The following is a 26,961-nucleotide window of genomic DNA, read 5'->3' as shown; positions in this document are numbered from 1 at the left end:
CTACCCGGGCAGTCAGCCGGCCAAAGCCAGCCCCCGAGGCGGGAAGCCGGATTTATACCACGCATACCCCCACCCAGGTCTTTAGGGCCTGTCTCGGCGGCGTGAAGATGATGTCAGCAAAAATGTGATCTACGTCACAAAACGAACAAGCCGGACCCGAAGGCCCGGCTTGCGAGGGGGTAGACGGGCGATTTTCAGATCGCCTGAGCTGGATGGGCGTAGGAGATCGGTGCGGTCGCCGGATCGTCCTGATAGCTGACTTCTTCCCATGCAGAAGCATCAGCCATGAGTGCACGCAACAGTTTGTTGTTCAACTCATGACCCGACTTGTGTGCGTAGTACGCACCGATCAGGCTGTGACCGAGCAGATACAGGTCACCGATCGCGTCGAGGATCTTGTGCTTGACGAACTCGTCTTCGTAGCGAAGACCGTCTTCGTTCAACACGCGGTAGTCATCCAGCACCACGGCGTTATCCATCGAACCGCCAAGCGCGAGGTTGTGTTCGCGCAGCATTTCAATGTCACGCATGAAGCCGAAGGTACGCGCGCGACTCACTTCCTTGACGAAAGAAGTGGTCGAGAAGTCGATCTCGGCGCGCGAGGTGCGCTTGGAGATGATCGGATGATTGAACTCAATCGAGAAACCAACCTTGAACCCTTCAAACGGCTCAAAACTGGCCCATTTATCGCCTTCCTGCACCTTCACCGCCTTCTTGATGCGGATGAAGCGCTTGGCTACCGGCTGCTCTTCAATGCCGGCAGATTGCAGCAGGAAGACAAACGGACCGGCACTGCCGTCCATGATCGGCACTTCCGGTGCAGACAGATCGACATAAGCATTGTCGATGCCCAGACCCGCCATCGCCGACAGCAAATGTTCCACCGTCGACACACGAACGTCACCATTCACCAACGTAGTAGACAAACGCGTGTCACCTACGTGATCGGGACGAGCATGTATGTCGACCGGCGGATTCAGATCTGTACGACGAAAAACGATGCCGGTGTTCGGTGCTGCCGGACGCAACGTCATGTAGACCTTGTCGCCGGTATGCAGCCCGACGCCGGTAGCACGGATGATGTTTTTAAGCGTACGCTGCTTGATCATTTATTGGGTACCTGTAGGGGCAGCAGCCAATTCGAGCCAGGATGCTAACACAGTCTTAACCTGCAGAAAAACAGACCATACCGAACCGTCCGGTCAATCCTTCATTTTCCTTTCATCATCAAATGCGATTCATTCGCATTTTGTGACGCTGCAAGCACTACAGATAGATCAAGTACTTGCGATGTGACACGAAACCCACTGCCGGAGACGGGAAGATCCGGCAGCGGAATTTCAGACTGGCAGGGCGACCATCCGCGCCACACTGGCCAATCGTGGGCCATCCTTAGGCCGCACTGTCTATCGCATTCAACGCACGAATACGACGTCAGCCGACATAGCGATGTCCCCTATCTTTGCCGTACCCGGCTTCGGCGACGGCGAGACAGCGGACAGGAGGATACCCTCCTCGTCCGGCACGGGGAACTATGACAAGTTAATACGTCGTTAGTTCATAGCATTCACATTTCTTTACGCATTAATCCGCCTGACGGCGCAAGAAAGCGGGGATGTCCAGGTAGTCGAAGCTCGGATCGGCACTCTTGGCCTGGCTGTCGCCGCCGCGGGGATTGCTGGCCACCACTTCCGGCTGAGCGTAATCCACCACCTCGTTGCCGGTACCGGTACGCAGCACCATCGGACGCGGACGCTGACGCATCTCCACCTGCTGGGTCGCAACCGGGCGCATCGGCTGACGGGCAGCGACGCGGTTCAGGCCGGTGGCCACCACCGTCACGCGCACGTCATCCTGCATTTCCGGATCGAGCGAGGTGCCGATCACCACCGTGGCGTCTTCGCTGGCGAAGTCGTGGATGATGCGGCCGATTTCGTCGAACTCGCGCATGGTGAGGTTCGGACCGGCGGTCACGTTGACCAGGATGCCGCAAGCGCCGTTGAGGTTGACGTCTTCCAGCAGCGGGTTGTTGATCGCCGCCTCGGCGGCAGCCTGGGCGCGATCGTCGCCACGGGCCGTGCCCGAACCCATCATCGACAGCCCCATCTCGCTCATCACCGTACGCACGTCGGCAAAGTCGACGTTGATCAGGCCCGGACTGGTGATCAGGTCGGCGATACCCTGCACCGCGCCCTGCAGCACGTCGTTGGCGGCCTTGAAGGCATTGAGCAGGGTCACTTCGCGGCCCAGTACCGACAACAGCTTTTCGTTCGGCACCGTGATCAGCGAGTCAACGTGCTGCGACAGGTCCTCAATACCCTTCAGCGCGACCTGCATGCGGCGGCGTCCTTCGAACGGGAACGGCTTGGTCACTACCGCCACCGTCAGGATCCCCTTCTCTTTGGCCAGCTGGGCGACGACCGGGGCCGCACCCGTACCCGTACCACCACCCATGCCGGCGGTGATGAACACCATGTCCGCGCCTTCGAGCATTTCCTCGATGCGCTCGCGATCTTCCAGTGCAGCCTGACGGCCCACTTCCGGATTGGCGCCCGCGCCCAGGCCCTTGGTGACATTGGCGCCGAGCTGCAGGTGCATACGGCCACCACAACCCTTCATCGCCTGAGCGTCAGTGTTGGCGACGACGAAATCGACGCCTTCAATGTTGGAATTGAGCATGTGCGCCACGGCGTTGCCGCCGCCGCCGCCCACGCCGATGACCTTGATCACCGCATTCGGTGCGAGTTTTTCGACCAGTTCAAACATTTCCCGTCCTCCGTAGAGCTTTCGTTGTCGTTGTAACCGCGATACGACTCCTGTCATGCCGTGGTGGTGAGCGAACCTCCATTCGCCCATGTCGTGCCTCCTGCACGACCAAAACTTTTAGAAATTCTTGGTGATCCAGCTGCGCAACTTGTCGACCAGTCCGCCGACACTGCCTCCAGTCGAACCACTGATCCGCATGCCGCCCGACCGCGCGCCATGCAACAGCAGGCCCACGCCGGTCGAATGCAGCGGGTTGGCAATCACTTCGCCAAAACCATTCACATGCTGCGGTACGCCGATACGCACCATCTTGTGGAAGATCTCTTCAGCCAGTTCCAGCGCGCCTTCCATGCGGGAAGCGCCGCCGGTCAACACCACCCCGGCAGCGACGAGGCTGTCGTAACCCGAGCGGCGCAGTTCGTCCTGCACCATCTCGAAAATTTCCTCGTAGCGCGCCTGCACGCTCTGCGCGAGCGACTGGCGGGCCAGGCGGCGTGGCGGACGATCGCCCACGCTTGGCACCTGGATGGTTTCTTCTGCATGCGCCAGCTGCGCCAACGCGCAGGCGTACTTGATCTTGATTTCCTCGGCATGCGCGGTTGGCGTATGCACGCCGTAGGCGATGTCGTTGGTCACCTGGTCGCCGCCGACCGGCAGTGACTTGGTGTAACGGATCGCGCCCTGCGTATAGATGGCTATATCGGTGGTACCCGCGCCGATATCGACCAGGCACACGCCCAGCTCGCGCTCGTCATCGGTCAATACCGATTTGGCGCTGGCCACGGCTGACGGTACCAGCTCATCCACCGAAAGGCCGCAGCGCTGAATGCACTTGCTGATGTTCTGCACCGCCGCTGCCGCACCGGTGACCAGATGCACCGAGGCCTCCAGCCGCACGCCGCTCATGCCGACCGGCGAACGGATACCGTCCTGGCCGTCAATGCGGTATTCCTGCGATTCTTTATAAAGAACCTTGCGGTCAGCCGGGATCGCGACCGCACTGGCCGCCTCCAGCACCTGATCAAGATCACCCGGCGCCACTTCACGATCGCGAATCGCCGCGGTGCCGTGCGAGTTGCGCGTTTCCAGATGGCTGCCGGAAATCGAGGCATACACCGAACGGATGTCACAACCGGCCATCAGCTCGGCTTCTTCCACCGCACGCTGAATCGAATGCACGGTGGACTCGATATCCACCACCGAGCCGCGCTTCATGCCGCGCGAAACATGCGAGCCGATGCCGATCACTTCAATCGGTTCACCCGGTTCGTACTCGCCTACGATCGCCACCACTTTCGAGGTGCCGATATCCAGGCCGACTACCAATTGCTTTTCGTTTTTGCCTTTCATGTGCGGGGCGTGCCTCCGGCTGTCGGAGCGGTCGGGGCGGCCGGCGCTTGCGGCCATTTCACGGCGAAGCCGTTGGTATAACGAAGATCGGCGTACACAAAACCTTGGTCGTGGCCAGTCATCACTTGCGGATACACGTCGAGGAAACGGCGCAAGCGCCGGCCGGCCTGATTGCGGTCACCGATCACGATCTGCGCGCCGGAATCCGTCGCGACGCTCCAGCTGCCGCGCTCGGTCAACGTGACGCCGGTGATCTTCAGATGGGTGCCGGTAAAGGCTTTCTGCACATCGGCAAAGAAGCTGACGACTTCAGCGAGATGATCATCCGGCCCATGCAGGTCGGGCAGCTGACCGTAATCGGCCGCATCCGGCACAGAAAACACCTTGCCTTCCTGGCTGATCAGCTGATCGCCATTCCAGCGTGCAAACGGCTGACGTTCGTAAACACGCAGAAGCAAGGTATCGGGCCAGCGCTTGCTTGCCTCCACCGACTCCACCCACGGCAGCGCGGCGACCGCCTTTTGTACGGCATCGAGGTTCAATGCGAAGAAGCCTTTACCGAGACGCGGCAGCACGGTGGCGCGGATCTGATCCGCACTCACGTGCTTGAACTCGGCCTGCACCGTCAACTGGGTCACCGGCCAGCGGTTGGCGGCAAACCAGCCGCACAACACGCCGACAATCGGCATCACCACCAGGGCGATGGCCAGACACCAGGCGACGAGGCGAATGCTCCCCCTCATGCATCCCCCCTGAAACTGGTTTCGAGCACGCGCCAGCAAAGCTCCTGGTAATCGATGCCGGCGACGGCTGCCGCTTTCGGTACCAGCGAGTGCGACGTCATGCCCGGCGCGGTATTCACTTCCAGCAGCCAGTTGCGGCCCTGGCGGTCACGCATCACGTCAACGCGCCCCCAGCCGTAGCAACCCAGCGCGTCGAAAGCCTCCAGCGACAGCGCGCGCAGCGCCGCCTCGGCATCGCCTTCCAGACCCGGGCAGATGTAGCGCGTGTCTTCGGCAATGTACTTGGCGTTGTAGTCGTAGAACGCACCCTTCGGCACGATATGGATGCTCGGCAATACCTGGCGGCCGAGAATGCCGACGGTGAGTTCATCGCCCTCGATCAGGGTTTCCATCAACAAGTCACCCGGATACTTCTCAGCCAACGCCACCGCGGCATCCAGATCCTTTTCCTCGAAGACACGCGTGACACCGACGCTGGAGCCTTCGCAGGCTGGCTTCACGATCAGCGGGAAGCCAATTTCTTTCGCAGCAGCATGGACATCCGTGCCGCGCGGAAGCGCCACGAACTTCGGAGTCGGCAAGCCCAGCGATTGCCATACGCGTTTGGAACGCGTCTTGTCCATCGACAAGGCGGAGCCCAGTACACCTGAACCGGTGTACGGCACATGCAAGGACTCCAGCGCCCCCTGCAGCACCCCATCCTCGCCGCCGCCGTGCTGGCCATGCAGGATATTGAAGACGCGCGCGAAGTGGCCCGCGCGCAATGCATCGAGCAGCGCCGGTATGCCATCGATCGCATGCGCATCGACACCACGCGCCTTCAGCGCGGCGAGTACGTTGCGACCGGAGTCGAGCGACACCTCACGCTCGGCCGAGCTGCCGCCCATCACGACGGCAACACGACCAAATTGGGCGGGGTCCTGGATCTTGCTCATGTTTCGCTCGTCCTCAAATGGCCCAGCTGAGCCAACTCCACCGCCGCGGCACCGATATCGCCGGCGCCAAGCAACAGCAACAAATCGCCGTCGCGCAACAGCGCCGGCAGGGTGTCTTTCAACTCACGCGGATGGCCGATCAGCACCGGATCCACCTTGCCGCGTGCACGAACAGCACGAGCAAGCGCACGACCATCGGCACCGGCGATCGGCGCTTCGCCGGCCGGATAGACCTCGGTGAGCACCAGCACATCGGCCTCAGCCAGTACGTTCGCGAAGTCATCGAGCAGGTCGCGCGTACGGCTATAACGATGCGGCTGGAAGCCCACCACGAGGCGACGATCCGGCCAACCGCCACGCGCTGCCGCGAACACTGCGGCAAGCTCGCGTGGATGATGACCGTAGTCATCGACCAACATCGCCTTACCTTTATCCAGCGCGATCTCGCCGCGACGATGGAAACGGCGACCCACACCCTGAAAGTGTGCCAGCGCATGAGCGATGGCATCGGCCTCGACACCAAGCTGCCAACCCACCGACGCAGCGGCCAAGGCGTTCAGCACGTTGTGCCGGCCCGGCAGGTTAAGCCTGACCGGAATCGGATGACCAACGCCCGGCAGCAGCAAATCGAAATGCATTTCGAAGCCGCGCTGCTCGACGTTGATCGCGCGCACATCCGCATGCTCGGCATCGATGCCATAGGTCATCACGCGACGCGCGGTGATCTCGGCTAGGTCTGCCACCTCCGGATCATCCACGCACAGCACGGCCAGACCGTAGAACGGCAAACGGTGCAGGAAGTCGCTGAAGGCTTTGCGTACCAGCGCGAAATCACCCTGATAGTTTTCCAGGTGATCCGCATCGATATTGGTGACTACCGCGATGACCGGCGAGAGCAGCAGGAATGAACCGTCCGACTCATCCGCTTCGGCCACCAGATACTGCCCCGTACCCAGGCGCGCATTCGCGCCAGCAGCGTTGAGCTGTCCGCCGATCACGAACGTCGGATCGTAATTGGCTTCCGCCAGCACGCTGGCAACCAGGCTAGTGGTGGTGGTCTTGCCGTGGGTCCCGGCAATCGCGACGCCACGGCGAAAACGCATCAGTTCGCCCAGCATTTCGGCACGCGGAATCACCGGAATGCGCGCCTCGCGGGCGGCGACCAGTTCCGGGTTGTCGCTTTTGATTGCACTGGAAGTCACCACGACATCGGCATCGCCGATATGCGCAGCGGCATGACCAATGTGCACATCGATGCCCAATCCGCGCAGACGCAGAGCTGTCGGCGACTCACTGCGATCCGAGCCGGACACGGCATAACCGAGGTTATGCAGCACTTCGGCAATACCACTCATACCCACGCCGCCGATGCCGATGAAATGCACGCGGCGGAAGGTGCTCATCAAATCTTCGTGTGCAAGCAGGCGACGCGGCGTCATGCGGCCACCTCCAAGCAAGCGCGGGCGATGTCTGCCGCGGCATCCGGCTTTGCCAGCGTCCGCGCGGCTTCTGCCATCGCCAGCATCGCAGCGCGATTGCCCAGCAAGGTACTCAGTCGCTGCGCCAAATCCTTCGTATCCAGGTCTCGCTCCTGTATCAATTCAGCCGCACCGGCCGCGACCAGCGCCTCAGCGTTGCGGGTTTGGTGGTCGTCCACCGCATGCGGGAACGGCACGAGCACTGCACCCAGGCCACTAGCGGTGAGCTCAGCAAGCGTCAGCGCGCCCGCACGGCACACAGCCAGATCGGCCCAGGCATACGTGCCGGCCATATCCTCGATAAACGGCACAATCTGAGCCTCGACACCCGCGTCCGCGTAAGCCTTGCGCGCCTCGTCGATGCCGCGGCTGCCGCACTGATGCAGCACTTCTGGCCGCTGCTCCATCGGCATGCTCGCCAGTGCCTGCGGAACGGAAAGATTCAAGGCACGCGCACCCAAGCTGCCACCCAGCACCAGCAAGTGCGGCTTGCCGCTGCGTCCGGCCATCCGCTGCGCAGGCGACGGCAACGAGGCGATAGCTCCGCGCACCGGATTACCCACCCACTGCGCATTCGGCAAACTGTCGGCGAAGCCGGCCATCACGCGACTGGCGTGTGCCGCCAGCTTGCGATTGGTGAAGCCGGCCACGCGATTCTGTTCATGCACCAGTAGCGGACGACGCAACAGGCGCGCAGCGATGCCACCCGGCCCTGCTACATAGCCTCCCATCGACAGCACACTGCGCGGTTTCAAGCGATGCAGCACTGCCAGCGAGGAAAGCAAGGCGCGCAACAACATCCACGGCGCCAGCAAGCGCGTTTTCAAACCCTTGCCACGCAGACCACCCACAGCGACCGTATGCAATTCGATCCCGTGCGCCGGCACCACCTTGGTTTCCATGCCGCCGACGGCGCCCAGCCATACCACCGGCACGCCTTGCGTGCGCAGCGTTTCCGCCACGGCCAGCCCGGGGAAAATGTGGCCGCCGGTACCACCGGCCATGATCAGTACGGGTGACTGCGCGTTCATGCCGCCACCGCCTCGCGCTCGCGCGCGTTTGCCGGGTTCGCATCGGATGCACTGGCCGCCGGGACGCGGGTCGCCATATGGCGTGCATCGAGCGCGCGATAAATCTCGAAGGTGGCGCGCAGCATGACGCCTGCCATCGCGCAGGTCAGCACGATCGACGAACCACCATAGCTGATCAACGGAAGCGTGAGGCCCTTGGTCGGCAATGCACCAAGGTTCACGCCGATCGACACCATGGTCTGCAGACCGAGCATCAACGCGATGCCGAACGCGATATAGCCGGCAAAGCGCTGGCCGATTTCCACGCCCTTCAGCCCCACGTGCAGACCACGCCAAACGGTGAGGGCAAACAGGCTCATCACGGCAATGACGCCGAACAGGCCCAGCTCCTCGCCGATCACCGCGAAGATGAAGTCGGTATGTGCCTCGGGCAGATACGACAACTTCAATACGCTCGAGCCCAGGCCCACGCCCATCCACTCACCACGGCCGATCGCCATCAGCGATTGGGTGAGCTGGAAGCCGTCGTCGAACGGATGCGCCCACGGATTCATGAACGAGGTCAGGCGCTTCATGCGGTAGCTTTCGCTGGTCGCCGCGATCGCCAACAGCGGCATCAGCGGCAAGCCCATGATGAACAGAAAGATCGGCCGCGCCCCGCCCAGCCAGACCATGGCGATCGTTACTGCGATGATCAGCGTGGCCGAACCGAAGTCTGGCTGCGCCAGCAACAGCAGCACCATCACGCCCGCTATCGCAAGCGGCTTGATCAATCCGAGGAAGCGCGTCTCGATGCTTTCGCGATGACGAACCAGATAGCTGGCCAGATACACCACAAGTATCAGCTTGACCGCTTCAACCGGCTGGAACGAAGTCACGATCAGGTTGAGCCAGCGTCTGGCGCCGTTGAGCTTCATGCCGAAGTGCGGCACAAAGACTGCAAGCAGCATGATGAACGCCACCAGCATCAGGAAGAAGGCGTGTTTCTCTATCACCTTCAGCTCGGTGCGCATGGCGACACCGGCCGCCACCAGACCGATCGAGAGATAGAGCAGGTGACGCTTGAGGTAATAGAACTGCCCCAGGTGCGAACTGTCGGCCACCGAAATCGAGCTCGATGCCACCATCACGACACCCACGCACGCAAGACCGACCAAGGCCACCAGCAGCGGCAAGTCGAACTTGCCGCGCGGGCCCTGCCGGCGCTTTGCTTGTGTGGAGTCAAAGCCAAACATCGCTCAACGCACCTTCAACGTAGCCAAGCCAATGAGCACCAGCACCACGCTGATGATCCAGAACCGCACGATGACCCGAGGTTCGGGCCAGCCTTTCAATTCAAAGTGGTGATGGATCGGCGCCATGCGGAAGATGCGCTTGCCGGTCATCTTGAAGCTGGCGACCTGCAACATCACTGAAGCGGTTTCCATCACGAATACGCCGCCCATGATCAGCAGCACGATTTCCTGCCGCACGATCACCGCGATGGCAGCCAGCGCGGCCCCGATGGCCAGCGCGCCGACATCACCCATGAAGACCTGCGCGGGATAGGTGTTGAACCACAGGAAACCCAAACCGGCGCCGGACATCGCGCCACAGAACACCGCCAGTTCGCCCGCACCCGGAATCGCCGGGATGCCCAGGTATTCGGAGAACACCTTGTTGCCCGCAAGGTACGCGAACACGCCCAATGCGCCCGACACCAGCACGGTCGGCATGATCGCCAGGCCATCCAGGCCGTCGGTGAGATTCACCGCGTTGGAGAAACCAACGATCATGAAATAGGTGACCACGAGGAAGAACACGCCCAGCGGAATCTCCACGTGCTTGAACAGGGGCACGAACAACGACGTTTCTGCCGGATTGACGGCGGTGTGAAAAAGGAACCACGCCGCCACCAGACCAAACACCGACTGCCAGAAATATTTCCAGCGCGACGCCAGTCCGCGGCTATCCTTCAGCACCAGCTTGCGGTAGTCGTCGTAGAAGCCGATCGCGCCAAAACACACCAGTACCGCCAGCACCAGCCACACGTAGCGATTGTTCAAATCCGCCCATACCAAGGTCGCGACGACAACGGACAGCAGAATCATCACGCCGCCCATCGTCGGCGTACCGGCCTTGGAAAGATGCGACTGCGGGCCATCCTTGCGTACCACCTGGCCAGCCTTGAGCGCGGCAAGCTTGCGGATCAGCGCAGGACCGAACAGCAACGACATCGCCATGGAGGTCAACGCCGCCATGATCGTGCGGAAAGTGATGTACTGAAAAAGATGCATGGCGGTGAAATGCCGTGCCATCCAATCCGCCAATTCAAGCAGCATTGGGCGCACCCTCCTTCGGCTGGCCGTTTTTCAGCGCAGCCACAACGTGTTCCATACCCGCCGAGTGCGAGCCCTTCACCAGACAGGTAACACCCGCATGCAATTGAACCCGCAAGGCGTCGATCAACGCCGTCTTGTCTTCGTAATGGACGCCACCTGCGCCGAATGCCTCAACGGCGGCGGCATTCAACGGCCCCACCGCGAACAATTTCTGGATGCCGCGCTCGCGCGCGTGGCGGCCGACACCGGCATGCAAGGCGCGTGCATCCGTTCCCAGCTCGGCCATGTCGCCCAGCACCAGCCAGCGCTCGCCTTCTGCCAGGGCAAGGGTATCGATCGCCGCATGCATGGAACTGGGGTTGGCGTTGTAACTGTCGTCGATCAGCGTCCAACCCGCCGGCATCGTCATGCGCTTCAGACGGCCTTCCACCGCCGATGCCTGCTCCAGCCCCTCCACGATCGTGTCCAGCGGCACATCCAGCGCGAGCGCAATCGCGCTCGCAGCCAGGGCGTTGGCGATGTTGTGACGGCCAGGCAGCGGCAATTGCACATCGGCATCGCCGTGCGGCGTGCTCAAGACGAAGTGCGAGCCATCGACGCGTTGATCGAGGATGTCCGCGCCAATATCCGCCTTGTGATCCAGGCCGAAGCGCAGCACTTTGCGAGCACCGGCCAGCCCCGCAAAAAAACTGGCAAAGGCGTCGTCGGCGTTGATGATCGCCACGCCATCGGCCGGCAGGGCGTGATACACCGCACCCTTGGTTTCCGCCACCATCTCGATCGTACCCATCCGCTCAAGATGCGCGGGCGCTATGAGATTGACGAGCCCGATATCGGGCCGTGCGATGGCAGCAAGGTATTCGATATCGCCCGGCTTGCCGGCGCCCATCTCTAGCACGGCGTATTCCGTGTCTTCCGGCATCCACAGCAAGGTCAGTGGCAAGCCGATCTCGTTATTGAAGCTGCCGGTGTTGAAATGGGTACGGCCATGGCGCGACAGGATCGACGCCGTCAGCGTTTTCACGGTGGTCTTGCCGTTGGACCCGGTAATGCCAATCACCCGCGCATTGCGCTGAGCGCGCACTGCGCTGGCAAGATCGCCCAGCGCCAGTTCGGCGTTCTCCACTTGTACTTGCGGCAGATCGATATCGATCCGGCGCTCGACCAGGGCAGCCGCCGCGCCATGCGCTTTCGCGTCGGCAAGATAATCGTGGCCATCCACGCGCTCACCCTTGAACGCAACGAACAGGTCGCCGGGCTTGACCTTGCGCGAATCGATCTCAACACCCGTGATGCTGGCGTCGTCACCCAGCAAATGCCCGTGTGTCCACATGGCGATGGCGCTCAGGCGCATCATGCGTGTCCCTCCAAAATGGCTCGCGCTACCGCCATATCGTCAAACGCACGCTTACCGCCCGCGCCCTCCTGATAGGTCTCGTGGCCCTTGCCTGCAATCAGCACGACGTCGCCGCCGCGCGCCATCTGCAAGGCCGCACGAATCGCGGCTTCACGATCCCGCTGTACACTCGCCGCCTGGGGTTGCTGCATGCCGGCCAGGATCTGCGACACGATCAGATCGCCATCCTCGCCGCGCGGGTTGTCATCGGTGACGATGACGATGTCGGCCAGCCGCTCGGCAATCTCGCCCATTTGTGGACGCTTGCCCGGATCGCGCTCGCCACCGCAGCCGAACACGCAGATCAGCCGCGCTTCGCAATGCGCACGCAGCGCGGTCAACGCCTGCTCCAGCGCATCGGGCGTGTGTGCGTAATCGACCACCACCAGCGGCAAGCCCTGCACGCCACCGATACGATTCATGCGCCCGTTGACCGGTTCGAGCGATTCAACGGCGTCGATGATGCGCTCGAACGATTCACCCAAGGCGCCAAGACAACCGACCAGGGTCAGCAGATTCGCGACATTGAAACGCCCCAGCAGACGACTGCGTACGCGGTGCTCGCCCCATGGTGTGCGCAACTGGAACGCCACGCCTTCAGCCGAGGTGACGATATCGCCAGCGGCGATGCTGGCCTGCGCATCGCCGGCACTGCTGAGCGTCAGCGCACGCACGCTCGGCGCAAGCTTGCCGACAAGCTCATGGCCAAACGCATCATCGGTATTGATCACCGCAGCTTGCAGCGTCGGCCACGCGAACAGCTTGGCCTTGGCCGCGCCATAGGCTTGCATGCTGCCGTGATAGTCGAGGTGGTCGCGGGTGAGATTGGTGAACGCTGCCACGTCGAAATCCATCGCCGCCACGCGCCCTTGTTCCAGCGCATGCGAAGAGACTTCCATCGCAACATGCGTAGCGCCGTCACGGCGGAATTCCGCCATCAGACGCTGTACCGCAATGGCGTCCGGCGTAGTGCGTTCACCTTCGCGCAACTGACCGTGCAAGCCGGCACCGAGCGTACCGATGGTGGCAGTACGGTGACCGAGCTTTTCCAGCGCCTGCGCCAGCAGCTGCACGGTCGATGTTTTGCCGTTCGTGCCGGTCACACCGATGACGCGCATCGACTCGGACGGACGGCCAAAGAAACGTGAAGCGATTTCGCCCACAAAAGTGTGCAGGCCGTCGATCCACAGCACCGGCACGCCGGGATCACGCTCCAGCCCACACGGCGGCGCCTCGGCCAGCACCACGCTGGCGCCGCGCTGGATGGCGCCTTGTACGAATTCAATCCCATGCCCGCGCGTGCCACGCAGCGCGAAGAACGCATCGCCACGGCGCACCGCGCGCGAATCGAGCGCAAGCCCGGATACAACAATCGGCCCTGCGGCCGTCGTCTCTGCGATACCTTGCAACAGATGGTCCAGGCGCTGGCCGCTCATGGATCGACTACCTCCTTGGAGGCAGTGTCGTCATTGCCGCTCTGCACCGGCGCATTGCCGGCCAGACCGCCACCCGCCTGCAGCGGACCACCGACGTACCAGCGGCCGATGTTGTCCGGCGGCACATCAAGCAGACGCAGGGCGCCATCCATCACACGCTGGAATACCGGCGCAGACACCGCGCCGCCGAAGTAACCATTCTTCGGATTGTTGATCACCACAACCGCCACCAGGCGCGGATTCGTGGCCGGCACGATGCCCGCGAACAACGAGTTGTAGTTGTTCTTGGCATAGCCGCCAGCCGCCGCCAGGTGCGCGGTCCCGGTCTTGCCAGCCACGCTGTAATTGGCGATCTGCGCGCGCGTGGCGGTACCACCCGGTGCCGTCACGGTTTCGAGCATGGCGACCAGTTCGCGCGCAATTTGCGGCGACACGATCTGCTTGCCCGTGTTGTCCTCGCCCTTGATAAAGGTGGGGGAGTGCATCACCCCGTCGTCGGCCAGCGTGGCGTAGGCGTTGGCCAGCTGCAGCGGTGTGACGTTCATGCCGTAGCCAAACGCCATGGTGGCTTTTTCCAGCGGACGCCAGAACTTGCCCACTTTCAGGTAACCGGAGGATTCACCCGGGAAACCGCTATCAGTACTCTCGCCAAAGCCGAAGGCTTTGTACGCGTCATAGACGAACTGTGTATCCAGCGAAAGCGAAATCTTGGCAGCGCCGATATTGCTGGACTTGGTCAACACGCCGGTCGGTGTGAGCAATCCGTTCGGGTCGTCGTCGCGAATATCGTGGCCGTAGAACATCCAGTGGCCGTTGCCGGTGTCGACCATCGGCGAGGTCGGCGTGTACTTGCCGCTGGACAGGCCCGCAGCGAGAGTAAATGGCTTCATGGTCGAACCCGGCTCGACCACGTCGGTCACCGCGCGATTGCGGCGCTGCGCCCCGTTCGAGCCGGTGACCGCATTCGGGTTGTAAGTCGGCAGGCTGACCATGGCCAGGATTTCGCCGGTGTGCACATCCAGCACCACCATCTCGCCCGAGTCCGCGTTGACGTCATCGAGCTGTTTCTTCAACTCGCTGTAGGCGAGGAACTGGATGCGGCGGTCGATGCTGAGGGTCAGGTTCTGACCCGGCTGCGGCGCACGCACCTGCTCCACGTCTTCCACGATGTGGCCCATGCGGTCGCGGATCACGCGCTTGGCGCCGGGCTTGCCGGAGAGCCAGCTATCGAAGGCGAGCTCCAGACCTTCCTGCCCGTGATCATCGATATTGGTAAAACCGAGCACGTGCGCGGTCACTTCACCGGATGGGTAATAGCGCTTGTATTCGCGCTGACCATTGACGCCGGGCACCCCCAGGTCGAGCACCGCCTGCGCTGCATCCGGACTCATCTGCCGGCGCAGATAGGCGAATTCGCGATCGGAACGCTGCTCGAGATAGTTCTTCAGGTCATCGGGATTGGTACCGAGTGCCTGCGCCAGCGCGGGGATGCGGTCGGCGTTCTCCAGCACTTGCGACGGCACCGCCGTGATCGACACCATCGGCGTGGATACCGCCAACGGTTCGCCGTTGCGATCGAAGATCGTGCCGCGCGACACCGGAATCGGCACTTCGCGCAGGAAGCGCGCGTCACCTTGATCCTGATAGAACTGTTTGCGCACCACTTGCAGGTCGAACGCCCGCGCGACCAGGCCAACCGATGCGGCCCCCAGAATGCCCACGACCAGCAGCATGCGACGGCGCGCGCTGGGGCCTGCGCCTTGGCGGCGCGCGGTAGATTTGGCGATGGGGCGCTCAAGCCGGTTCATGGCTGCTGCACCAATTGCACGTCCTGCGGACGCGGCATGAACATGCCCAGCTTGGTGCGCGCCTCGTCATCGATGCGGCGCGGCTCAGCCCAGGTCGCCTGCTCCAGTTCGAGCTGGCCATATTCGATATTCAAGGCGTCGCGCTGCCCCTGCAGCTGGGTCAGCTGTATGAACAGCACGCGGCTCTGATGCCGGGTCCACACCACGGCAATCGAGCTCACCATCACGGCGAGCAGCACGACCATCAAGCAGAAGAGGCCTATCACTCTCATGCGTGGCCTCCCTGTGGCAGCTTTTCCGCCACACGCAGCACCGCTGAGCGCGCACGCGGATTGGCGGCCTGCTCGGCCTCGGAAGGAAACTGTGCCTTGCCGACTGCGGCCAGAAGTGCCGGTGCGGCAGCCACCGGCGGCCCGCGGCGACTGCCTTGCACGCGGCCGGAGTGATCGCGGATGAACAGCTTCACCGCGCGATCTTCCAGCGAATGGAAGCTGATCACCGAGAGACGGCCGCCGACGTTGAGCCGCTCCAGCGCCGCATCGAGACCGCGCTGAAGCGCATCCAGTTCGCCGTTCACGCGAATGCGCAGCGCCTGGAAGCTGCGCGTCGCCGGATGCTTGCCGGGTTCACGGCGGCCCACCACGCGCTCGATCAACGCCGCCAGTTCGCCGGTACGGGTGATCGGCGACTCGCCGCGGCGCTCAACGATGGCGCGGGCAATCTTGCGACTGAAACGCTCTTCGCCGAAGGTCCACAACACATCGGCAATCTCGCGCTCGTCAGCATGCGTGAGGAAATCCGCCGCACTCTCGCCCTGGGTGGTGTCCATGCGCATGTCCAGCGGCGCATCAGCCATGAAGCTGAAGCCACGGGCAGCCTCGTCCAGCTGCGGGGAGGAAACCCCCAGGTCCAGCAACACGCCGTCCAGACCTTCGGCGGTCTCGTCCCATTCGGCCAGGGTGGAGAAATTGGCGTGACGGATCGACACGCGCGGATCGTCGGCAAACGCCTTCTGCGCCGCGGCGACCGCCTGCGGATCGCGATCCATCAGCAGCAGGCGACCGTGGGGGCCCAGGCGCGACAGCACGGCGCGAGCGTGGCCGCCGCGTCCGAAGGTGCCATCGAGATAACGCCCGCCTTCCCGCACGGCGAGACCCTCCACCGCTTCATTCAGCATCACCGGGATGTGCCGCAATGCTTGCTCGGCCATGCCGCACTCCCGCTCTTGTTCGCATTCATCCCGCACCTGACCGTTACCGGTCAGAGCCGCAGGTCCGTCATGTCGTCGCTGATCTCGTCTTCGCCGATGGTCTGGCGGATCTTGGCCAGGTGGGCCTGTTCGCTCCACAGCTCGAACTTGTTGCCCATGCCCAACAGAACCGCCTTTTTCTCGATCCCGGCCGCCATGCGCTGGCTGGCCGGCAACAGAATGCGCGCCGCACTGTCCGGCTCGACCATCGCGGCCGCACCGACCAGCTTCATCTGCAGGGCACGGTGTACAGCCTTGACATTCGGCAACGCATTCACCTGGTCGCGCACCCGCTCCCATTCGGCGTACGGGAACAGCCAGAGGCAGCCCGACTCGAACGGGTTGTACGTAATCACCAACCGATTGGCGCAAGCGTCGGCAACCAGCTCCCGATACGCAGTCGGGATAGCCAGCCGGCCCTTGTCATCGACGGTGATGGCGGTTTCGCCCTGAAACACGACCCAGTGAACTCCACGAAATCCCACGATTTCACACTGGGGCCCACGATAGTCTCGCCCCCTGAGACTGTCAAGGATTTTTTGCTTGTGAATCAAGGAGAAAGGCAACAGTGTGGCCAAATTTCCAGCGATTTCTAGGAAGCTCGCAAAGGTGCTTGATCGCTGTGGGTTTTTTGCCTACAAAACCGTTCCGCAAGCAGCTCCGCAAGAGCTTCCGGAAGCGGCCCGCATGAACCATTGTTCATGCGGGCCGAGACGCTGGTGATGTAGTACTGACCCGACACACTCGGGCAGTAATGCCTACTCAAAAAGGAGGCGGAGTCGGCCTGTAAGCCGGGTTCTGTACGCCTTGCGGCGTGACAGTCATTCCTCTCGGCCAGGCGTCACCGCCTGGCTCCAGCAACCTACCCGGGAACAACGCGGGCCGCGTTATCGTTCCCCTATTCGGTCTTGCTCCGGGTGGGGTTTACCGTGCCACGCGACGTTGTCCCCGCGCGCGGTGCGCTCTTACCGCACCGTTTCACCCTTACCTGTGCCCTTGCGGGCCATCGGCGGTTTGCTTTCTGTTGCACTGGCCGTCAGCTCACGCTGCCCAGGCGTTACCTGGCACCCTGCCCTGTGGAGCCCGGACTTTCCTCGATGCGCTTGCGCGCGACGCGACTGTCCGGCCGACTCCGCGGGCAATTATAGCGGGCCCGCAAGGATCAAGCTGAAAAAATGCAGCGGGTGGGCACGAATGACACGCAAGTGCAGGTCGGCGTTGCTAACCCTCGCCCTTGTCGCCATAAAGCATTTTCCTCGGCGCCCCCGTAATGGCCGCGGCCAACTTGGCTGCCTTCGCCGGCGCAAGCTCCTCGCGCAGAATCGCGAAGACACGCTGCCCCTCGGCCAGTTTCGCGTCGACTTCCTCACCACGGCCTGCCACCAGGATCACGCATTCGCCGCGCTGCTGATTCGGGTCCGCCGCAACACGAGCCGCCAGCTCCGCCAACGGCTCGCCGATCACCGTCTCGAAGACCTTGGTGAGTTCGCGCGCCAGCACCGCTTCGCGCTCCATCCCGAAAACATCCCGCATATCCGCAAGACTTTCCGCCACGCGATGCGAGGATTCGTAAAAGATCAAGGTGCGCGGATCGCCCGCAAGCGCTTCAAGCCGACTGCGGCGCGCGGCGGATTTCGGCGGTAGAAATCCTTCGAACACAAAACGGTCGCTGGGCAATCCCGCCACCGAAAGCGCGCTGATCGCCGCGCAGGCACCGGGCACCGGTATGCAACGGATACCGGCCTCGCGTGCCGCGCGCACGAGGCGAAACCCCGGATCACTGATCAACGGTGTGCCCGCGTCGGAAATAAGTGCCACCGATTCGCCCTGCTCCAGACGGCGCACGACCGCAGCCACCGCCTCTCGCTCATTGTGTTCATGCAAGGCGATCAACGGCGTGCCGATGTTGTGCTGAAGCAACATCGGCCGGCTGTGCCGCGTGTCCTCGGCAGCAATGACAGTGACATTGCGCAAGGTTTCAATGGCACGCGCGGAGATATCGTCGCGATGGCCGATGGGTGTTGCCACTACCCACAGGCAGCCGGTTTGATCAGAGGACATGGACGAAAACCTTTCGCGACGACGCAACGATGCGATCGGCTATGATCGCCCAATTGCCCCTGCCCGATAAGAAAAGAATCGAGGAAGCCCATGCGCTCAAGTCGTCTGGCCCTGTCAGGACTGCTGCTTTCATTGGCATTGAGCGCCTGCGCGCCGTCGGTGGTGCCACGCTCGCCGGCCGAGATCGCGGCAGCCCAGAATGCCGACGACCTGGCCAGACAAGGACAATTCGACCGGGCTGCGCAAGCGTATCTGACGCTCGCCGCGCAATCGCCGAGCCGCGCCGATCATTACAATCTGCTTGCCGCCGAAGCGTATCGCCAGGAAGGCGCACTGGACCGGGCTGCGCCAATCGTCGCCAGCATCCGCCGCAAATCACTTGCCGATGACGAACCCGTGCGCCTCGATCTGTTGCGTGCGGAGATCGCACTACGCCAACGCGATCCCGCCATGGCATTGCAGCTGACCACGCAGCCCGACCTCAACGTGCCTGCTTATCTGCAACCGCGCATGCTGACCCTGCGCGCGGATGCCTTGGCTGATACCGGTGATCTGTGGGGCGCCGCACACACCCGCGTGAGCATGGACAATCTGCTGCAGGGCGCCGACCGTTCGCAGAATCGTGATCAAGCCGTGTCGCTGCTGGCACGTCTTGGTGCCGATCCGCTCAAGCAGCGTGCGGCAGCCATGCAACCCAACGACCCGATGTTGCCCTGGGTCAATGAGGCGCTGGGCCGGCTCGGCGTCACTGTGGCGCAGACACAGGCCAATCTCACGCAAGCTGTCGGCACCCTGGTTCCGGGTAGTGGCGCCACCGTGCGTGAAGGCTACAAGATGCCTGCGCAGATCGCCTTGCTACTACCGAACAATGACGGCCTCGCCGCTGCCGGCGCCGCGATCCGCGAAGGCTTTTTCACCGCCTATTTCCAGGCTGCGGATACGCATGCGCCGCGCGCCGCCATTCGTGTCTACGACAGCGGCGGCAATGCGGCCAGCGCGATCAAAGCCTATGACCAGGCGGTCGCCGACGGCGCGCAACTGGTGGTGGGGCCACTGACCCGCACCGAAGTCATGGGCGTACTAGGCCAATCGTCGCTGCCGGTCCCGGTGCTTGCGCTCAATCATTCGGACAACAAGAGCCTGCCCGCCGGCACCGCCAGCGAGTTCGCCCTGATGCCTGAAGCCGAAGGCGCGCAAACCGCCGATCACATGATCGACAACGGCATGCATAACGCCTATGTAGTGATCTCCGGCGATGACTTTGCCAAGCGTGCCGCCGCCGCGTTCAAAGCGGAATTTGCCGCCAAGGGTGGACAAATTGCGGGCATGGCACAAATCGCTGCCGGCAACGTGAACTACGGCGATGCCATCAACGCGTTGAATGCAGGCAGCGCCGGCAATGATGCAGGCATTTTTATCAGCATGCGGCCCGAACAAGCCCGCTTGCTGTTGCCGCAGTTGCGTGTCGCACGCATCAACCTGCCGGTATTCGCCACCTCGCATATTTATGGCGGCAGCGACAATCCCACCGCCGATCGCGACCTGGAAGGTGTCGAGTTCTGCGATGCGCCATGGCTGTTCGATGCGCAGACCGGCCTTCCCAGCTATCAGGATGTCGCCTTGCAATTGCCCGCTGCGCGTGGCGCGACGGCGCAGCTGTTCGCCTTCGGCATGGATGCCTGGAATCTTGTCCCGTACATCGACTGGCTGCGCAGCCATCCGGGCAGTTATTTGCCGGGCGCCAGCGGCCAGCTCACCGCCGACACGTTCGGACATGTCAATCGCGTGCTGAGCTGGCTGAAGTTCCAGGACGGCGTCGCCCGTCCGATCAACGGCAGCCTGCAAATGGATAACGCCCCGGCCGGCCCCGCACCGGCCGGCAGCGCTCCCGCACCAGCCAGCAGCGCCCCTGTGCCCGCAGCCGAACCGGTCAACGGCTGATGCGTGCGGCGGGAGCCGCGTTCGAGCAACGTGCATGCCATGAACTCGAACGCGCCGGACTCAAGCTGCTGGCCCGCAACTACACCACCCGCTATGGCGAGCTGGATCTGGTGATGCGTGATGGCGACACGCTGGTTTTCGTCGAAGTGCGGCACCGGGTTAGCGCCAGCCACGGCGACGCGCTGGCATCGATCACGGCGACCAAGCAAACCCGCCTGATCCAGACCGCACAGCTATGGTTGTCCGCACATCCGCAGCATGCCCATCGCAGCTGCCGTTTCGACGTCGTCAGTTATGACGGACCCGCCGAGCATGCACGCATGAACTGGCTGCAGGGCGCCTTCGAGGCCAACTGACGGGCCACGCTTGGTGGTGGGATACTGCGCGGATGAAACTGCCCGCTGCCCTGCTCGACACGCTGCACACCACCTTCGGCGCCGATGCGTGCTCCACCCACGAAGCCGAACGACTTGCCTACGCCTACGACAACTCGCGCCGCCACGCATTGCCGGATGCAGTCGTCTTCGCCCAGGAACACGCTCAGATCGAAAAACTGGTGCAAGCCTGTCGTGAACACCGGATACCGGTCATCGCGCGCGGCCGTGGCACCAACACCACCGGCGCCACTGTTCCAGTGGAGGGTGGCGTGGTGGTCAGTTTCGAGCGCATGAATCGCATTCTGCGCATCGATCCTGACAATCGCTTCGCCATCGTCGAACCAGGCGTATTGAATGGTGATTTGCAACGCGCGCTGGCGCCGCATGGTTTCTTCTGGCCGCCGGATCCAACGTCCTCACCCTGGTGCAGCATCGGCGGCAACCTGGCCTGCAATTCGGCCGGACCACGCACCGTGAAATACGGCAGCCCGCGCGAAAACACCCTGGGCTTGCGCGCGGTGGCCGGTACGGGCGAAGGATTCCGCTGCGGTACCTACACCAGCAAGGGGGCCACCGGTTATGACTTCACCCGCTTGCTGATTGGCTCCGAAGGCACGCTCGCGCTCATCACCGAAGCCACCTTGAAGCTGACCCCGAAACCATCCGGGCTGCGCACGCTGCGCGCCATGTATCGTGACGTAAGCAGCGCAGCACATGCGGTGGCGCGCATCATGGCGCAACCCGTCACGCCCTGCGCACTCGAATTCATTGACGATGTGGCCTTGAAGCTGGCGCATGACCATGGCGGCGACAGCGTGCCGCTGGCCGGCGCCATGCTGATGATCGAAGTCGATGGCGAACCGGAGACACTACCTTCCGCGGTCGATGCCGTTTCGCGTGCTGCGCGCGGTGATGGACTGGAAGAATTGCGCGTTGCTCAGACCGCGGAAGAAACGCAGGCGCTATGGTCGGCGCGCAAGGCGCTCTCGCCGGCACAACGTACGATCTCGCCGAACAAGATCAATGAAGATGTGGTGGTCCCGGTCAGCCGTTTGCCCGAATTGGTGAACGGCATCCGCCAGCTGTCGCACAAGCACGATGTATTGATCGTCACCTTCGGCCACGCCGGCAACGGCAATCTGCACGTCAATCTGCTGCCGCGCGATGAAGCCGAACGCGAGCGCGCACACGCCTGTCTCGCCGAAGTGTTCGCGCTGGTCATCGCCTTGCAAGGCACGCTGTCGGGTGAACATGGCATCGGACTGGTCAAGCGTGAATTCATGCCGCTGGCCTTGGCGCCGAGCACGCTCGGACTGATGCGCAATGTCAAACAGGCTTTTGACCCGGATGGCATTCTGAATCCCGGCAAGTTGCTGCCATGAGTCGTCATGACGCCGTCACGCCACTGCTGGCAGATATCCGCGCCTGCCGGCTCTGCGCCGTGCACTTGCCGGAAGGACCACGGCCGGTCGTGCAAGCCAGCGCATCGTCGCGCTTGCTGATCGTGGGCCAGGCGCCAGGACGCAAGGTCCACGCGAGCGGAATCCCCTTTGACGATGTCAGCGGCAATCGCCTGCGTACCTGGCTGGCGATCGACCGGGACACGTTTTACGATGCACAACGCATCGCTCTCGTACCCATGGGCTTTTGTTTCCCAGGTAGCAGCCGTAACGGAGACCTGCCGCCGCGCCCCGAATGCGCACCTACCTGGCATCCACGCCTGCTGCCGCTGCTGACGCGCGTGAAATTGACGCTCGCGATCGGGCAATACGCGCAAGCCGGCATCCTCGGTACGCGCTGCGGACCAACTTTGACGGATACCGTGCAGGACTGGCGCGCGCATCTTGCCCAAGGCGTGCTGCCGCTGCCACATCCAAGCCCGCGCAACCAGGCGTGGCTCAAGCGCAATCCGTGGTTTGAACTGGAATTGCTACCGGTGTTGCGCGAGCAGGTAGCGCAGCTGCTGCGAGCCTGAATCAGACACTGCGCTGCGAGAAGATCAGGTGCAAGCCGAACGCCATGAACACGGCGCCCGCGCAACCGTCAATCCAGCGACTGATGCGCAGATAACCACGGCGCATCACCGGCAAGGCAAAACACCCCGCCACGAACGAGAACCACAGAAAGGTCTCGGCCACCACCATCGCCCACAATGCCCAGCGCGCACCGGAACTGACGCCGGTGCCGACAAAGGCCGAAAAGATGCTGCCGAAGTAGATCACCACTTTCGGGTTGGAGAGATTGGTGAGCAGGCCATTACGCATGGAACGCCATGCTCCGACGAATACCTGCACCGGCTCCGCCGCCTCGGTGGGTGCGGGCTTGGCGAATGCACTGCGCAGCATTTTCAGCCCCATCCAGCACAAGTAAAGACCGCCGGCGACCGCAATCAGATGCTCCAGCCAGATCAGCCTGTGCAGCAACAGTTGCAGGCCAAGCAGCGCCAGCGCCGCCCACATCGCCACGCCCAGCGTGATGCCGGCCACCCCGGCCATCGCCTCGTGACGCGAGCGGCTTACCGCAGTTTGCGAGACGAAAAAGAAATCCGGCCCTGGCGTCATCAGGGCGATGATCTGGACGATCGCAATGGTGATGAACAAACTCATGGATGGCTCCGGGCAAACTGGGGCAAGTGTAGCCGCGCCCTGCACCCAGGGCACGCGCCACCCCGCACCGCGCCTTGCCCGCCGGCGCCCGGTTCCTCTACGCTGATCGCGATTGTGGCCTAGGGATCGTCCCCGGCCAGACACGGGGACAATCCATGCGGGAAACCAGCCCATGAGCCTGAAGTTGCGACTCATCGCGATGAACTTCCTGCAGTACTTTGTCTGGGGCGCCTGGTTGATCACCATCGGCGCCTACTGGTTCCAGAACCGTCATTGGTCGGGTGAGCAGTTCGGCGCGATCTTCTCGACCATGGGGCTGGCCTCGCTGTTCATGCCCTCCATCACCGGCGTGATTGCCGACAAGTGGATTCGTGCCGAGCGCCTGTACGGCACCCTGCACATCCTCGGCGCCGGCGTGCTGTGCGTCGTGCCGATGATCAACGATCCGGGCACGCTGTTCTGGATCATGTTGATCAACATGATGTGCTACATGCCGACGATCTCGCTGTCCATTACCGTGGCCTACAACGCCCTGAAGCGGGATGGCGTGGATGTGGTGCGCGTATATCCGCCCATCCGCGTGTGGGGCACGGTGGGCTTTATCGTGGCGATGTGGATGGTAAGCCTGCTGCATCTGGAAACCACCAGCGGCCAGTTCTACGTGGCAGCAGCCGCCGCGCTGATACTCGGCGTCTACGCCTTTACGCTGCCGCCCTGCCCGCCGCGATTGCGCGGCAAGGATCATCGTTCGTGGGTGGATGCGCTCGGCCTTACTTCCTTCGCGCTGTTCAAGAACGGGAAGATGGCGATCTTCTTCATCTTCGCGATGTTGCTCGGCGCGGCGCTTCAGCTGACCAACGCCTACGGCGACACCTTCCTGCACGATTTCTCGCATGTCGACGCCTTCAAAGATCTGGTCGCCGTGCGCTATCCCGCGATCATCATGTCGATTTCGCAGGTGTCCGAAACGCTGTTCATCCTGGCCATTCCGTTCTTTCTCAAGCGCTTCGGCATCAAGATGGTGATGCTGATCAGCATGATCGCCTGGACCTTGCGCTTCGGTTTGTTCGCGTTCGGCAATCCGGGCCCCGGCCTGTGGATGATCGTGCTGTCATGCATTGTCTACGGCATGGCCTTCGACTTCTTCAACATTTCCGGTTCGCTGTTCGTGGAAGGCCAGAGCGACCCGGCGATCCGCGCCAGTGCGCAAGGCTTGTTCATGCTGATGACCAACGGCGTCGGTGCCGTGCTGGGCAGTTCCCTCAGCGGCGTGATCATCGATACCTATTTCACCCGCGCCGACCATACGCTGGAATGGCACGGCATCTGGATGACCTTTGCCATGTATGCGCTGGCGGTCGCGGTGCTCTTCGCGGTGTTGTTCCGGCACAAGCACCAACCTGAGGCGCGTCAGGCTCATCCGGTGCATTGAACGCCGCCAGCGAGGGTCCACGCCCCCGGCTACAATAGCGGGATGCAGATCGGACCCTACCTTATTGACCCACCGGTGGTGCTGGCCCCCATGGCCGGTGTCACTGACAAGCCGTTCCGCCTGCTGTGCAAGCGGCTCGGCGCGGGCCTTGCCGTGTCTGAAATGACCGCTTCCGATCCGCGCCTGTGGCAGACGCGCAAGTCCATCAAGCGCATGGACCACGAAGGCGAGCCGGAGCCGGTCAGCGTGCAGATCGCCGGCTACGACCCGGCCATGCTGGCCGAGGCAGCCCGCTTCAATGTGGCCAACGGCGCGCAGATGATCGACATCAACATGGGCTGTCCGGCCAAGAAGGTGTGCAATGTCTGGTCGGGCTCGGCATTGTTGCAGGACGAGCCACTGGTGACGCGCATCGTCAAGGCGGTGGTCGATGCGGTCGAGGTGCCGGTCACCCTGAAAATCCGCACGGGCTGGGATCGCCAGCACAAGAACGCGCTCACCATTGCGCACATTGCCGAAGACAATGGCATTGCCGCACTCGCCGTGCATGGCCGCACCCGCGCCGACAAGTACGAGGGCGAAGCCGAATACGACACCATTGCGGCGGTGAAATCGGCCGTGCGCATTCCGGTACTGGCCAACGGCGATATCGTGACGCCGCAACAAGCCAGGCATGTGCTCGATGTCACGGGCGCGGATGCGGTCATGATCGGGCGTGGCGCACAAGGACGCCCCTGGATCTTCCGCGAGATATCGCACTACCTCGCAACCGGCAAATTGCTTCCTGCGCCCTCACCGACCGAGGTCGCAAGCATTCTGCTCGGCCATCTCGAGCACTTGTATGCGTTTTATGGTGAGCAAGCAGGCGTACGCATCGCCCGCAAACATCTTGGCTGGTATGCCAAGGATCGGCCGGAAAACGCAGCCTTTCGCGATGTCGTCAATCGCGCCGAGAATGCGCACGACCAACTGCGACTAACCCACAGCTATTTCGAAGCCTTGCAGCAAGAGTGGTCGCTCGCTGCATAAACATCGCAAACCCTTGCGGCGCGAATGCAGGCATCATCGCGGCGTTGTGATGGTTTCAGGCAACGATGAATATCCGGTCCCGCCTCTCTCTTCCGTCCCCACTTTTCATTCGTATCGCCTTGCTGGCGATCGTTGTGTTGCTTGGCGGCTGCCGGACCACGCTGTTTGCCGGGCTGAACGCGACCAATCACCACGACGGCATCGAGCTGCGACGCGGCCTTGTGTTCGATCCACAGCATCAGCTCAAGCTGGATGTCTATGCACCGGAGATGGCTGAACATGCACCGGTCGTGGTGTTTTTCTACGGTGGCAGCTGGACGCACGGTGAGCGCGACTGGTACCGCTTTGTCGGCATGACGCTCGCTGCACACGGCATCGTGACGGTGATTCCGGATTACCGCAAATATCCTCACGTGAAAATGGACGGCTTCATGCAGGATGCCGCCAAGGCCGTGGCGTGGACCTATCAGCATGCCGCCGAATTCGGCGGCGCAAACAACGACCTGTTTGTGATGGGGCATTCGGCCGGCGGCCAGATCGGCGCCCTGCTGGTGACCGATCCATCCTGGCTCGCCCCCTACCGCTTGCAACCTGCCGACATGGCAGGTTTTATCGGACTGGCCGGCTGCTATGACTTCATGCCGATTCCGGCGAGCGAAAAAGACATGCTGGGCATGTTCGGACACGACCCCGCTTCCCAGGCGCGCGCCCAACCCGTGCGCTTCGTCAGCAGCCACGAACCGCCGATGCTGTTGTTGCAGGGCGAAGCCGATCATGAAGTGGATCCTTCCAACGCCATCTCGTTCGCGCATGCCCTGCAGGCAAAACACGACGATGTCATGCTGCACCTGTATCCGGGTGTGAGCCATAACGCGCTGGTCTTTGCGCTGTCCCGGCCGTTCCATGACGATGCGCCGACGCTGGGTGACGTGTTGCGCTTCATCAGCGCGCATGCCAAGGGCGGTGACATCACGCAATAAGGCGCCACGCACTCCCCTCCAT

24 protein-coding genes and 1 other RNA gene are annotated in these 26,961 nt (G+C 62.6%); 7 read left to right on the top strand and 18 right to left on the bottom strand.

What is annotated here, in order from left to right; translation table 11 throughout:
* Positions 1-194 precede the first annotated feature (194 nt).
* From lpxC to rsmI, 17 genes are all read right to left on the bottom strand, one after another.
* Complete coding sequence (lpxC, locus tag ISP19_RS07660) at positions 195-1,109, bottom strand: UDP-3-O-acyl-N-acetylglucosamine deacetylase (RefSeq protein WP_204680780.1); 915 nt, start codon at positions 1,107-1,109, stop codon at positions 195-197.
* Between the two features lie 475 nt (positions 1,110-1,584).
* Positions 1,585-2,766, bottom strand: coding sequence for a cell division protein FtsZ (gene ftsZ, locus ISP19_RS07655; RefSeq protein ID WP_204680779.1), 1,182 nt, complete (start codon positions 2,764-2,766; stop codon positions 1,585-1,587).
* A gap of 117 nt (positions 2,767-2,883) precedes the next feature.
* Positions 2,884-4,116, bottom strand: coding sequence for a cell division protein FtsA (ftsA, locus tag ISP19_RS07650; RefSeq protein WP_204680778.1), 1,233 nt, complete (start codon positions 4,114-4,116; stop codon positions 2,884-2,886).
* On the bottom strand, positions 4,113-4,859 hold the full coding sequence (locus tag ISP19_RS07645; protein WP_204680777.1) for a cell division protein FtsQ/DivIB: 747 nt from the start codon (positions 4,857-4,859) through the stop codon (positions 4,113-4,115). Before ISP19_RS07645 ends, ftsA begins: the two co-directional genes overlap by 4 nt.
* Positions 4,856-5,794 carry a D-alanine--D-alanine ligase gene (locus ISP19_RS07640; RefSeq protein WP_204680776.1) on the bottom strand — a complete coding sequence of 313 codons (939 nt, stop codon included), beginning with the start codon at positions 5,792-5,794 and terminating at the stop codon, positions 4,856-4,858. Before ISP19_RS07640 ends, ISP19_RS07645 begins: the two co-directional genes overlap by 4 nt.
* Positions 5,791-7,233: a UDP-N-acetylmuramate--L-alanine ligase gene (murC, locus tag ISP19_RS07635; protein ID WP_204680775.1), complete on the bottom strand. Its 1,443-nt coding sequence runs from the start codon at positions 7,231-7,233 to the stop codon at positions 5,791-5,793. The genes ISP19_RS07640 and murC overlap by 4 nt, the downstream gene beginning before the upstream one ends.
* On the bottom strand, positions 7,230-8,303 hold the full coding sequence (murG, locus tag ISP19_RS07630) for an undecaprenyldiphospho-muramoylpentapeptide beta-N-acetylglucosaminyltransferase (RefSeq protein WP_204680774.1): 1,074 nt from the start codon (positions 8,301-8,303) through the stop codon (positions 7,230-7,232). Before murG ends, murC begins: the two co-directional genes overlap by 4 nt.
* The gene (ftsW, locus tag ISP19_RS07625) at positions 8,300-9,538 is read right to left on the bottom strand and encodes a putative lipid II flippase FtsW (protein ID WP_204680773.1); all 1,239 of its coding nucleotides are present in this window, start codon (positions 9,536-9,538) and stop codon (positions 8,300-8,302) included. The genes murG and ftsW overlap by 4 nt, the downstream gene beginning before the upstream one ends.
* A 3-nt stretch (positions 9,539-9,541) precedes the next feature.
* On the bottom strand, positions 9,542-10,624 hold the full coding sequence (gene mraY / locus ISP19_RS07620; protein WP_204680772.1) for a phospho-N-acetylmuramoyl-pentapeptide-transferase: 1,083 nt from the start codon (positions 10,622-10,624) through the stop codon (positions 9,542-9,544).
* On the bottom strand, positions 10,614-11,981 hold the full coding sequence (locus ISP19_RS07615; protein ID WP_204680771.1) for a UDP-N-acetylmuramoyl-tripeptide--D-alanyl-D-alanine ligase: 1,368 nt from the start codon (positions 11,979-11,981) through the stop codon (positions 10,614-10,616). Before ISP19_RS07615 ends, mraY begins: the two co-directional genes overlap by 11 nt.
* Positions 11,978-13,456, bottom strand: a complete 1,479-nt coding sequence (locus ISP19_RS07610; RefSeq protein ID WP_204680770.1) for a UDP-N-acetylmuramoyl-L-alanyl-D-glutamate--2,6-diaminopimelate ligase — start codon at positions 13,454-13,456, stop codon at positions 11,978-11,980. The genes ISP19_RS07615 and ISP19_RS07610 overlap by 4 nt, the downstream gene beginning before the upstream one ends.
* On the bottom strand, positions 13,453-15,264 hold the full coding sequence (locus tag ISP19_RS07605; RefSeq protein ID WP_204680769.1) for a peptidoglycan D,D-transpeptidase FtsI family protein: 1,812 nt from the start codon (positions 15,262-15,264) through the stop codon (positions 13,453-13,455). Before ISP19_RS07605 ends, ISP19_RS07610 begins: the two co-directional genes overlap by 4 nt.
* On the bottom strand, positions 15,261-15,536 hold the full coding sequence (gene ftsL, locus ISP19_RS07600; protein WP_204680768.1) for a cell division protein FtsL: 276 nt from the start codon (positions 15,534-15,536) through the stop codon (positions 15,261-15,263). The genes ISP19_RS07605 and ftsL overlap by 4 nt, the downstream gene beginning before the upstream one ends.
* A complete protein-coding gene (gene rsmH / locus ISP19_RS07595) occupies positions 15,533-16,474 on the bottom strand; it encodes a 16S rRNA (cytosine(1402)-N(4))-methyltransferase RsmH (protein WP_204680767.1) in 942 nt (313 codons plus the stop codon). The genes ftsL and rsmH overlap by 4 nt, the downstream gene beginning before the upstream one ends.
* Positions 16,475-16,524: 50 nt before the next feature.
* The gene (mraZ, locus tag ISP19_RS07590; protein WP_204680766.1) at positions 16,525-16,971 is read right to left on the bottom strand and encodes a division/cell wall cluster transcriptional repressor MraZ; all 447 of its coding nucleotides are present in this window, start codon (positions 16,969-16,971) and stop codon (positions 16,525-16,527) included.
* 313 nt (positions 16,972-17,284) lie between these two features.
* Positions 17,285-17,647, bottom strand: an RNA gene (rnpB, locus tag ISP19_RS07585) — RNase P RNA component class A.
* 87 nt (positions 17,648-17,734) lie between these two features.
* Positions 17,735-18,574 (bottom strand): 16S rRNA (cytidine(1402)-2'-O)-methyltransferase, encoded by an 840-nt coding sequence (gene rsmI / locus ISP19_RS07580; protein WP_204680765.1) that lies wholly within the window; start codon positions 18,572-18,574, stop codon positions 17,735-17,737.
* Between the two features lie 90 nt (positions 18,575-18,664).
* On the opposite strand from rsmI, the gene ISP19_RS07575 reads away from it, so the two are divergent.
* The 4 genes from ISP19_RS07575 to ISP19_RS07560 are packed head-to-tail and all read left to right on the top strand — an operon-like array spanning position 18,665 to position 22,867.
* Complete coding sequence (locus ISP19_RS07575; RefSeq protein ID WP_204680764.1) at positions 18,665-20,515, top strand: penicillin-binding protein activator; 1,851 nt, start codon at positions 18,665-18,667, stop codon at positions 20,513-20,515.
* On the top strand, positions 20,515-20,871 hold the full coding sequence (locus ISP19_RS07570; protein WP_204680763.1) for a YraN family protein: 357 nt from the start codon (positions 20,515-20,517) through the stop codon (positions 20,869-20,871). The genes ISP19_RS07575 and ISP19_RS07570 overlap by 1 nt, the downstream gene beginning before the upstream one ends.
* Positions 20,872-20,903: 32 nt before the next feature.
* Positions 20,904-22,274: an FAD-binding oxidoreductase gene (locus ISP19_RS07565; protein WP_204680762.1), complete on the top strand. Its 1,371-nt coding sequence runs from the start codon at positions 20,904-20,906 to the stop codon at positions 22,272-22,274.
* A complete protein-coding gene (locus ISP19_RS07560) occupies positions 22,271-22,867 on the top strand; it encodes a uracil-DNA glycosylase family protein (protein ID WP_204680761.1) in 597 nt (198 codons plus the stop codon). Before ISP19_RS07565 ends, ISP19_RS07560 begins: the two co-directional genes overlap by 4 nt.
* 1 nt (position 22,868) lies before the next feature.
* Here the strand turns inward: ISP19_RS07560 and rhtC are convergent, their stop codons facing one another.
* Positions 22,869-23,498: a threonine export protein RhtC gene (gene rhtC / locus ISP19_RS07555; protein WP_204680760.1), complete on the bottom strand. Its 630-nt coding sequence runs from the start codon at positions 23,496-23,498 to the stop codon at positions 22,869-22,871.
* Between the two features lie 172 nt (positions 23,499-23,670).
* Between rhtC and ISP19_RS07550 the strand changes: the two genes are divergently transcribed.
* From ISP19_RS07550 to ISP19_RS07540, 3 genes are all read left to right on the top strand, one after another.
* Positions 23,671-24,930, top strand: a complete 1,260-nt coding sequence (locus ISP19_RS07550) for a nucleoside permease (protein ID WP_204680759.1) — start codon at positions 23,671-23,673, stop codon at positions 24,928-24,930.
* A gap of 42 nt (positions 24,931-24,972) precedes the next feature.
* The gene (dusB, locus tag ISP19_RS07545; protein WP_204680758.1) at positions 24,973-25,959 is read left to right on the top strand and encodes a tRNA dihydrouridine synthase DusB; all 987 of its coding nucleotides are present in this window, start codon (positions 24,973-24,975) and stop codon (positions 25,957-25,959) included.
* 65 nt (positions 25,960-26,024) lie between these two features.
* Positions 26,025-26,939, top strand: a complete 915-nt coding sequence (locus ISP19_RS07540) for an alpha/beta hydrolase (protein WP_204680757.1) — start codon at positions 26,025-26,027, stop codon at positions 26,937-26,939.
* The last annotated feature ends 22 nt before the right edge of the window (positions 26,940-26,961 follow it).

The sequence above is a fragment of the Dyella flava genome, assembly GCF_016904955.1.
Taxonomy (GTDB): Bacteria; Pseudomonadota; Gammaproteobacteria; order Xanthomonadales; family Rhodanobacteraceae; genus Dyella_B; species Dyella_B flava.
This window is presented reverse-complemented; position numbering and strand designations above follow the sequence as displayed.

Bases quoted from the DNA above. Each gene is read 5' to 3' on its own strand.
- dusB (WP_204680758.1), top strand. From the start codon at position 24,973: ATGCAGATCGGACCCTACCTTATTGACCCACCGGTGGTGCTGGCCCCC.
- ftsW (WP_204680773.1), bottom strand. From the start codon at position 9,538: ATGTTTGGCTTTGACTCCACACAAGCAAAGCGCCGGCAGGGCCCGCGC.
- ISP19_RS07640 (WP_204680776.1), bottom strand. From the start codon at position 5,794: ATGAGCAAGATCCAGGACCCCGCCCAATTTGGTCGTGTTGCCGTCGTG.
- ISP19_RS07575 (WP_204680764.1), top strand. From the start codon at position 18,665: ATGCGCTCAAGTCGTCTGGCCCTGTCAGGACTGCTGCTTTCATTGGCA.
- rsmH (WP_204680767.1), bottom strand. From the start codon at position 16,474: ATGGCCGAGCAAGCATTGCGGCACATCCCGGTGATGCTGAATGAAGCG.
- ISP19_RS07605 (WP_204680769.1), bottom strand. From the start codon at position 15,264: ATGAACCGGCTTGAGCGCCCCATCGCCAAATCTACCGCGCGCCGCCAA.
- ftsA (WP_204680778.1), bottom strand. From the start codon at position 4,116: ATGAAAGGCAAAAACGAAAAGCAATTGGTAGTCGGCCTGGATATCGGC.
- ISP19_RS07610 (WP_204680770.1), bottom strand. From the start codon at position 13,456: ATGAGCGGCCAGCGCCTGGACCATCTGTTGCAAGGTATCGCAGAGACG.
- murC (WP_204680775.1), bottom strand. From the start codon at position 7,233: ATGACGCCGCGTCGCCTGCTTGCACACGAAGATTTGATGAGCACCTTC.
- ISP19_RS07645 (WP_204680777.1), bottom strand. From the start codon at position 4,859: ATGAGGGGGAGCATTCGCCTCGTCGCCTGGTGTCTGGCCATCGCCCTG.
- rhtC (WP_204680760.1), bottom strand. From the start codon at position 23,498: ATGAGTTTGTTCATCACCATTGCGATCGTCCAGATCATCGCCCTGATG.
- rsmI (WP_204680765.1), bottom strand. From the start codon at position 18,574: ATGTCCTCTGATCAAACCGGCTGCCTGTGGGTAGTGGCAACACCCATC.
- ISP19_RS07550 (WP_204680759.1), top strand. From the start codon at position 23,671: ATGAGCCTGAAGTTGCGACTCATCGCGATGAACTTCCTGCAGTACTTT.
- ISP19_RS07615 (WP_204680771.1), bottom strand. From the start codon at position 11,981: ATGATGCGCCTGAGCGCCATCGCCATGTGGACACACGGGCATTTGCTG.
- ISP19_RS07570 (WP_204680763.1), top strand. From the start codon at position 20,515: ATGCGTGCGGCGGGAGCCGCGTTCGAGCAACGTGCATGCCATGAACTC.
- ISP19_RS07565 (WP_204680762.1), top strand. From the start codon at position 20,904: ATGAAACTGCCCGCTGCCCTGCTCGACACGCTGCACACCACCTTCGGC.
- ftsL (WP_204680768.1), bottom strand. From the start codon at position 15,536: ATGAGAGTGATAGGCCTCTTCTGCTTGATGGTCGTGCTGCTCGCCGTG.
- murG (WP_204680774.1), bottom strand. From the start codon at position 8,303: ATGAACGCGCAGTCACCCGTACTGATCATGGCCGGTGGTACCGGCGGC.
- ftsZ (WP_204680779.1), bottom strand. From the start codon at position 2,766: ATGTTTGAACTGGTCGAAAAACTCGCACCGAATGCGGTGATCAAGGTC.
- ISP19_RS07560 (WP_204680761.1), top strand. From the start codon at position 22,271: ATGAGTCGTCATGACGCCGTCACGCCACTGCTGGCAGATATCCGCGCC.
- lpxC (WP_204680780.1), bottom strand. From the start codon at position 1,109: ATGATCAAGCAGCGTACGCTTAAAAACATCATCCGTGCTACCGGCGTC.
- mraY (WP_204680772.1), bottom strand. From the start codon at position 10,624: ATGCTGCTTGAATTGGCGGATTGGATGGCACGGCATTTCACCGCCATG.
- ISP19_RS07540 (WP_204680757.1), top strand. From the start codon at position 26,025: ATGAATATCCGGTCCCGCCTCTCTCTTCCGTCCCCACTTTTCATTCGT.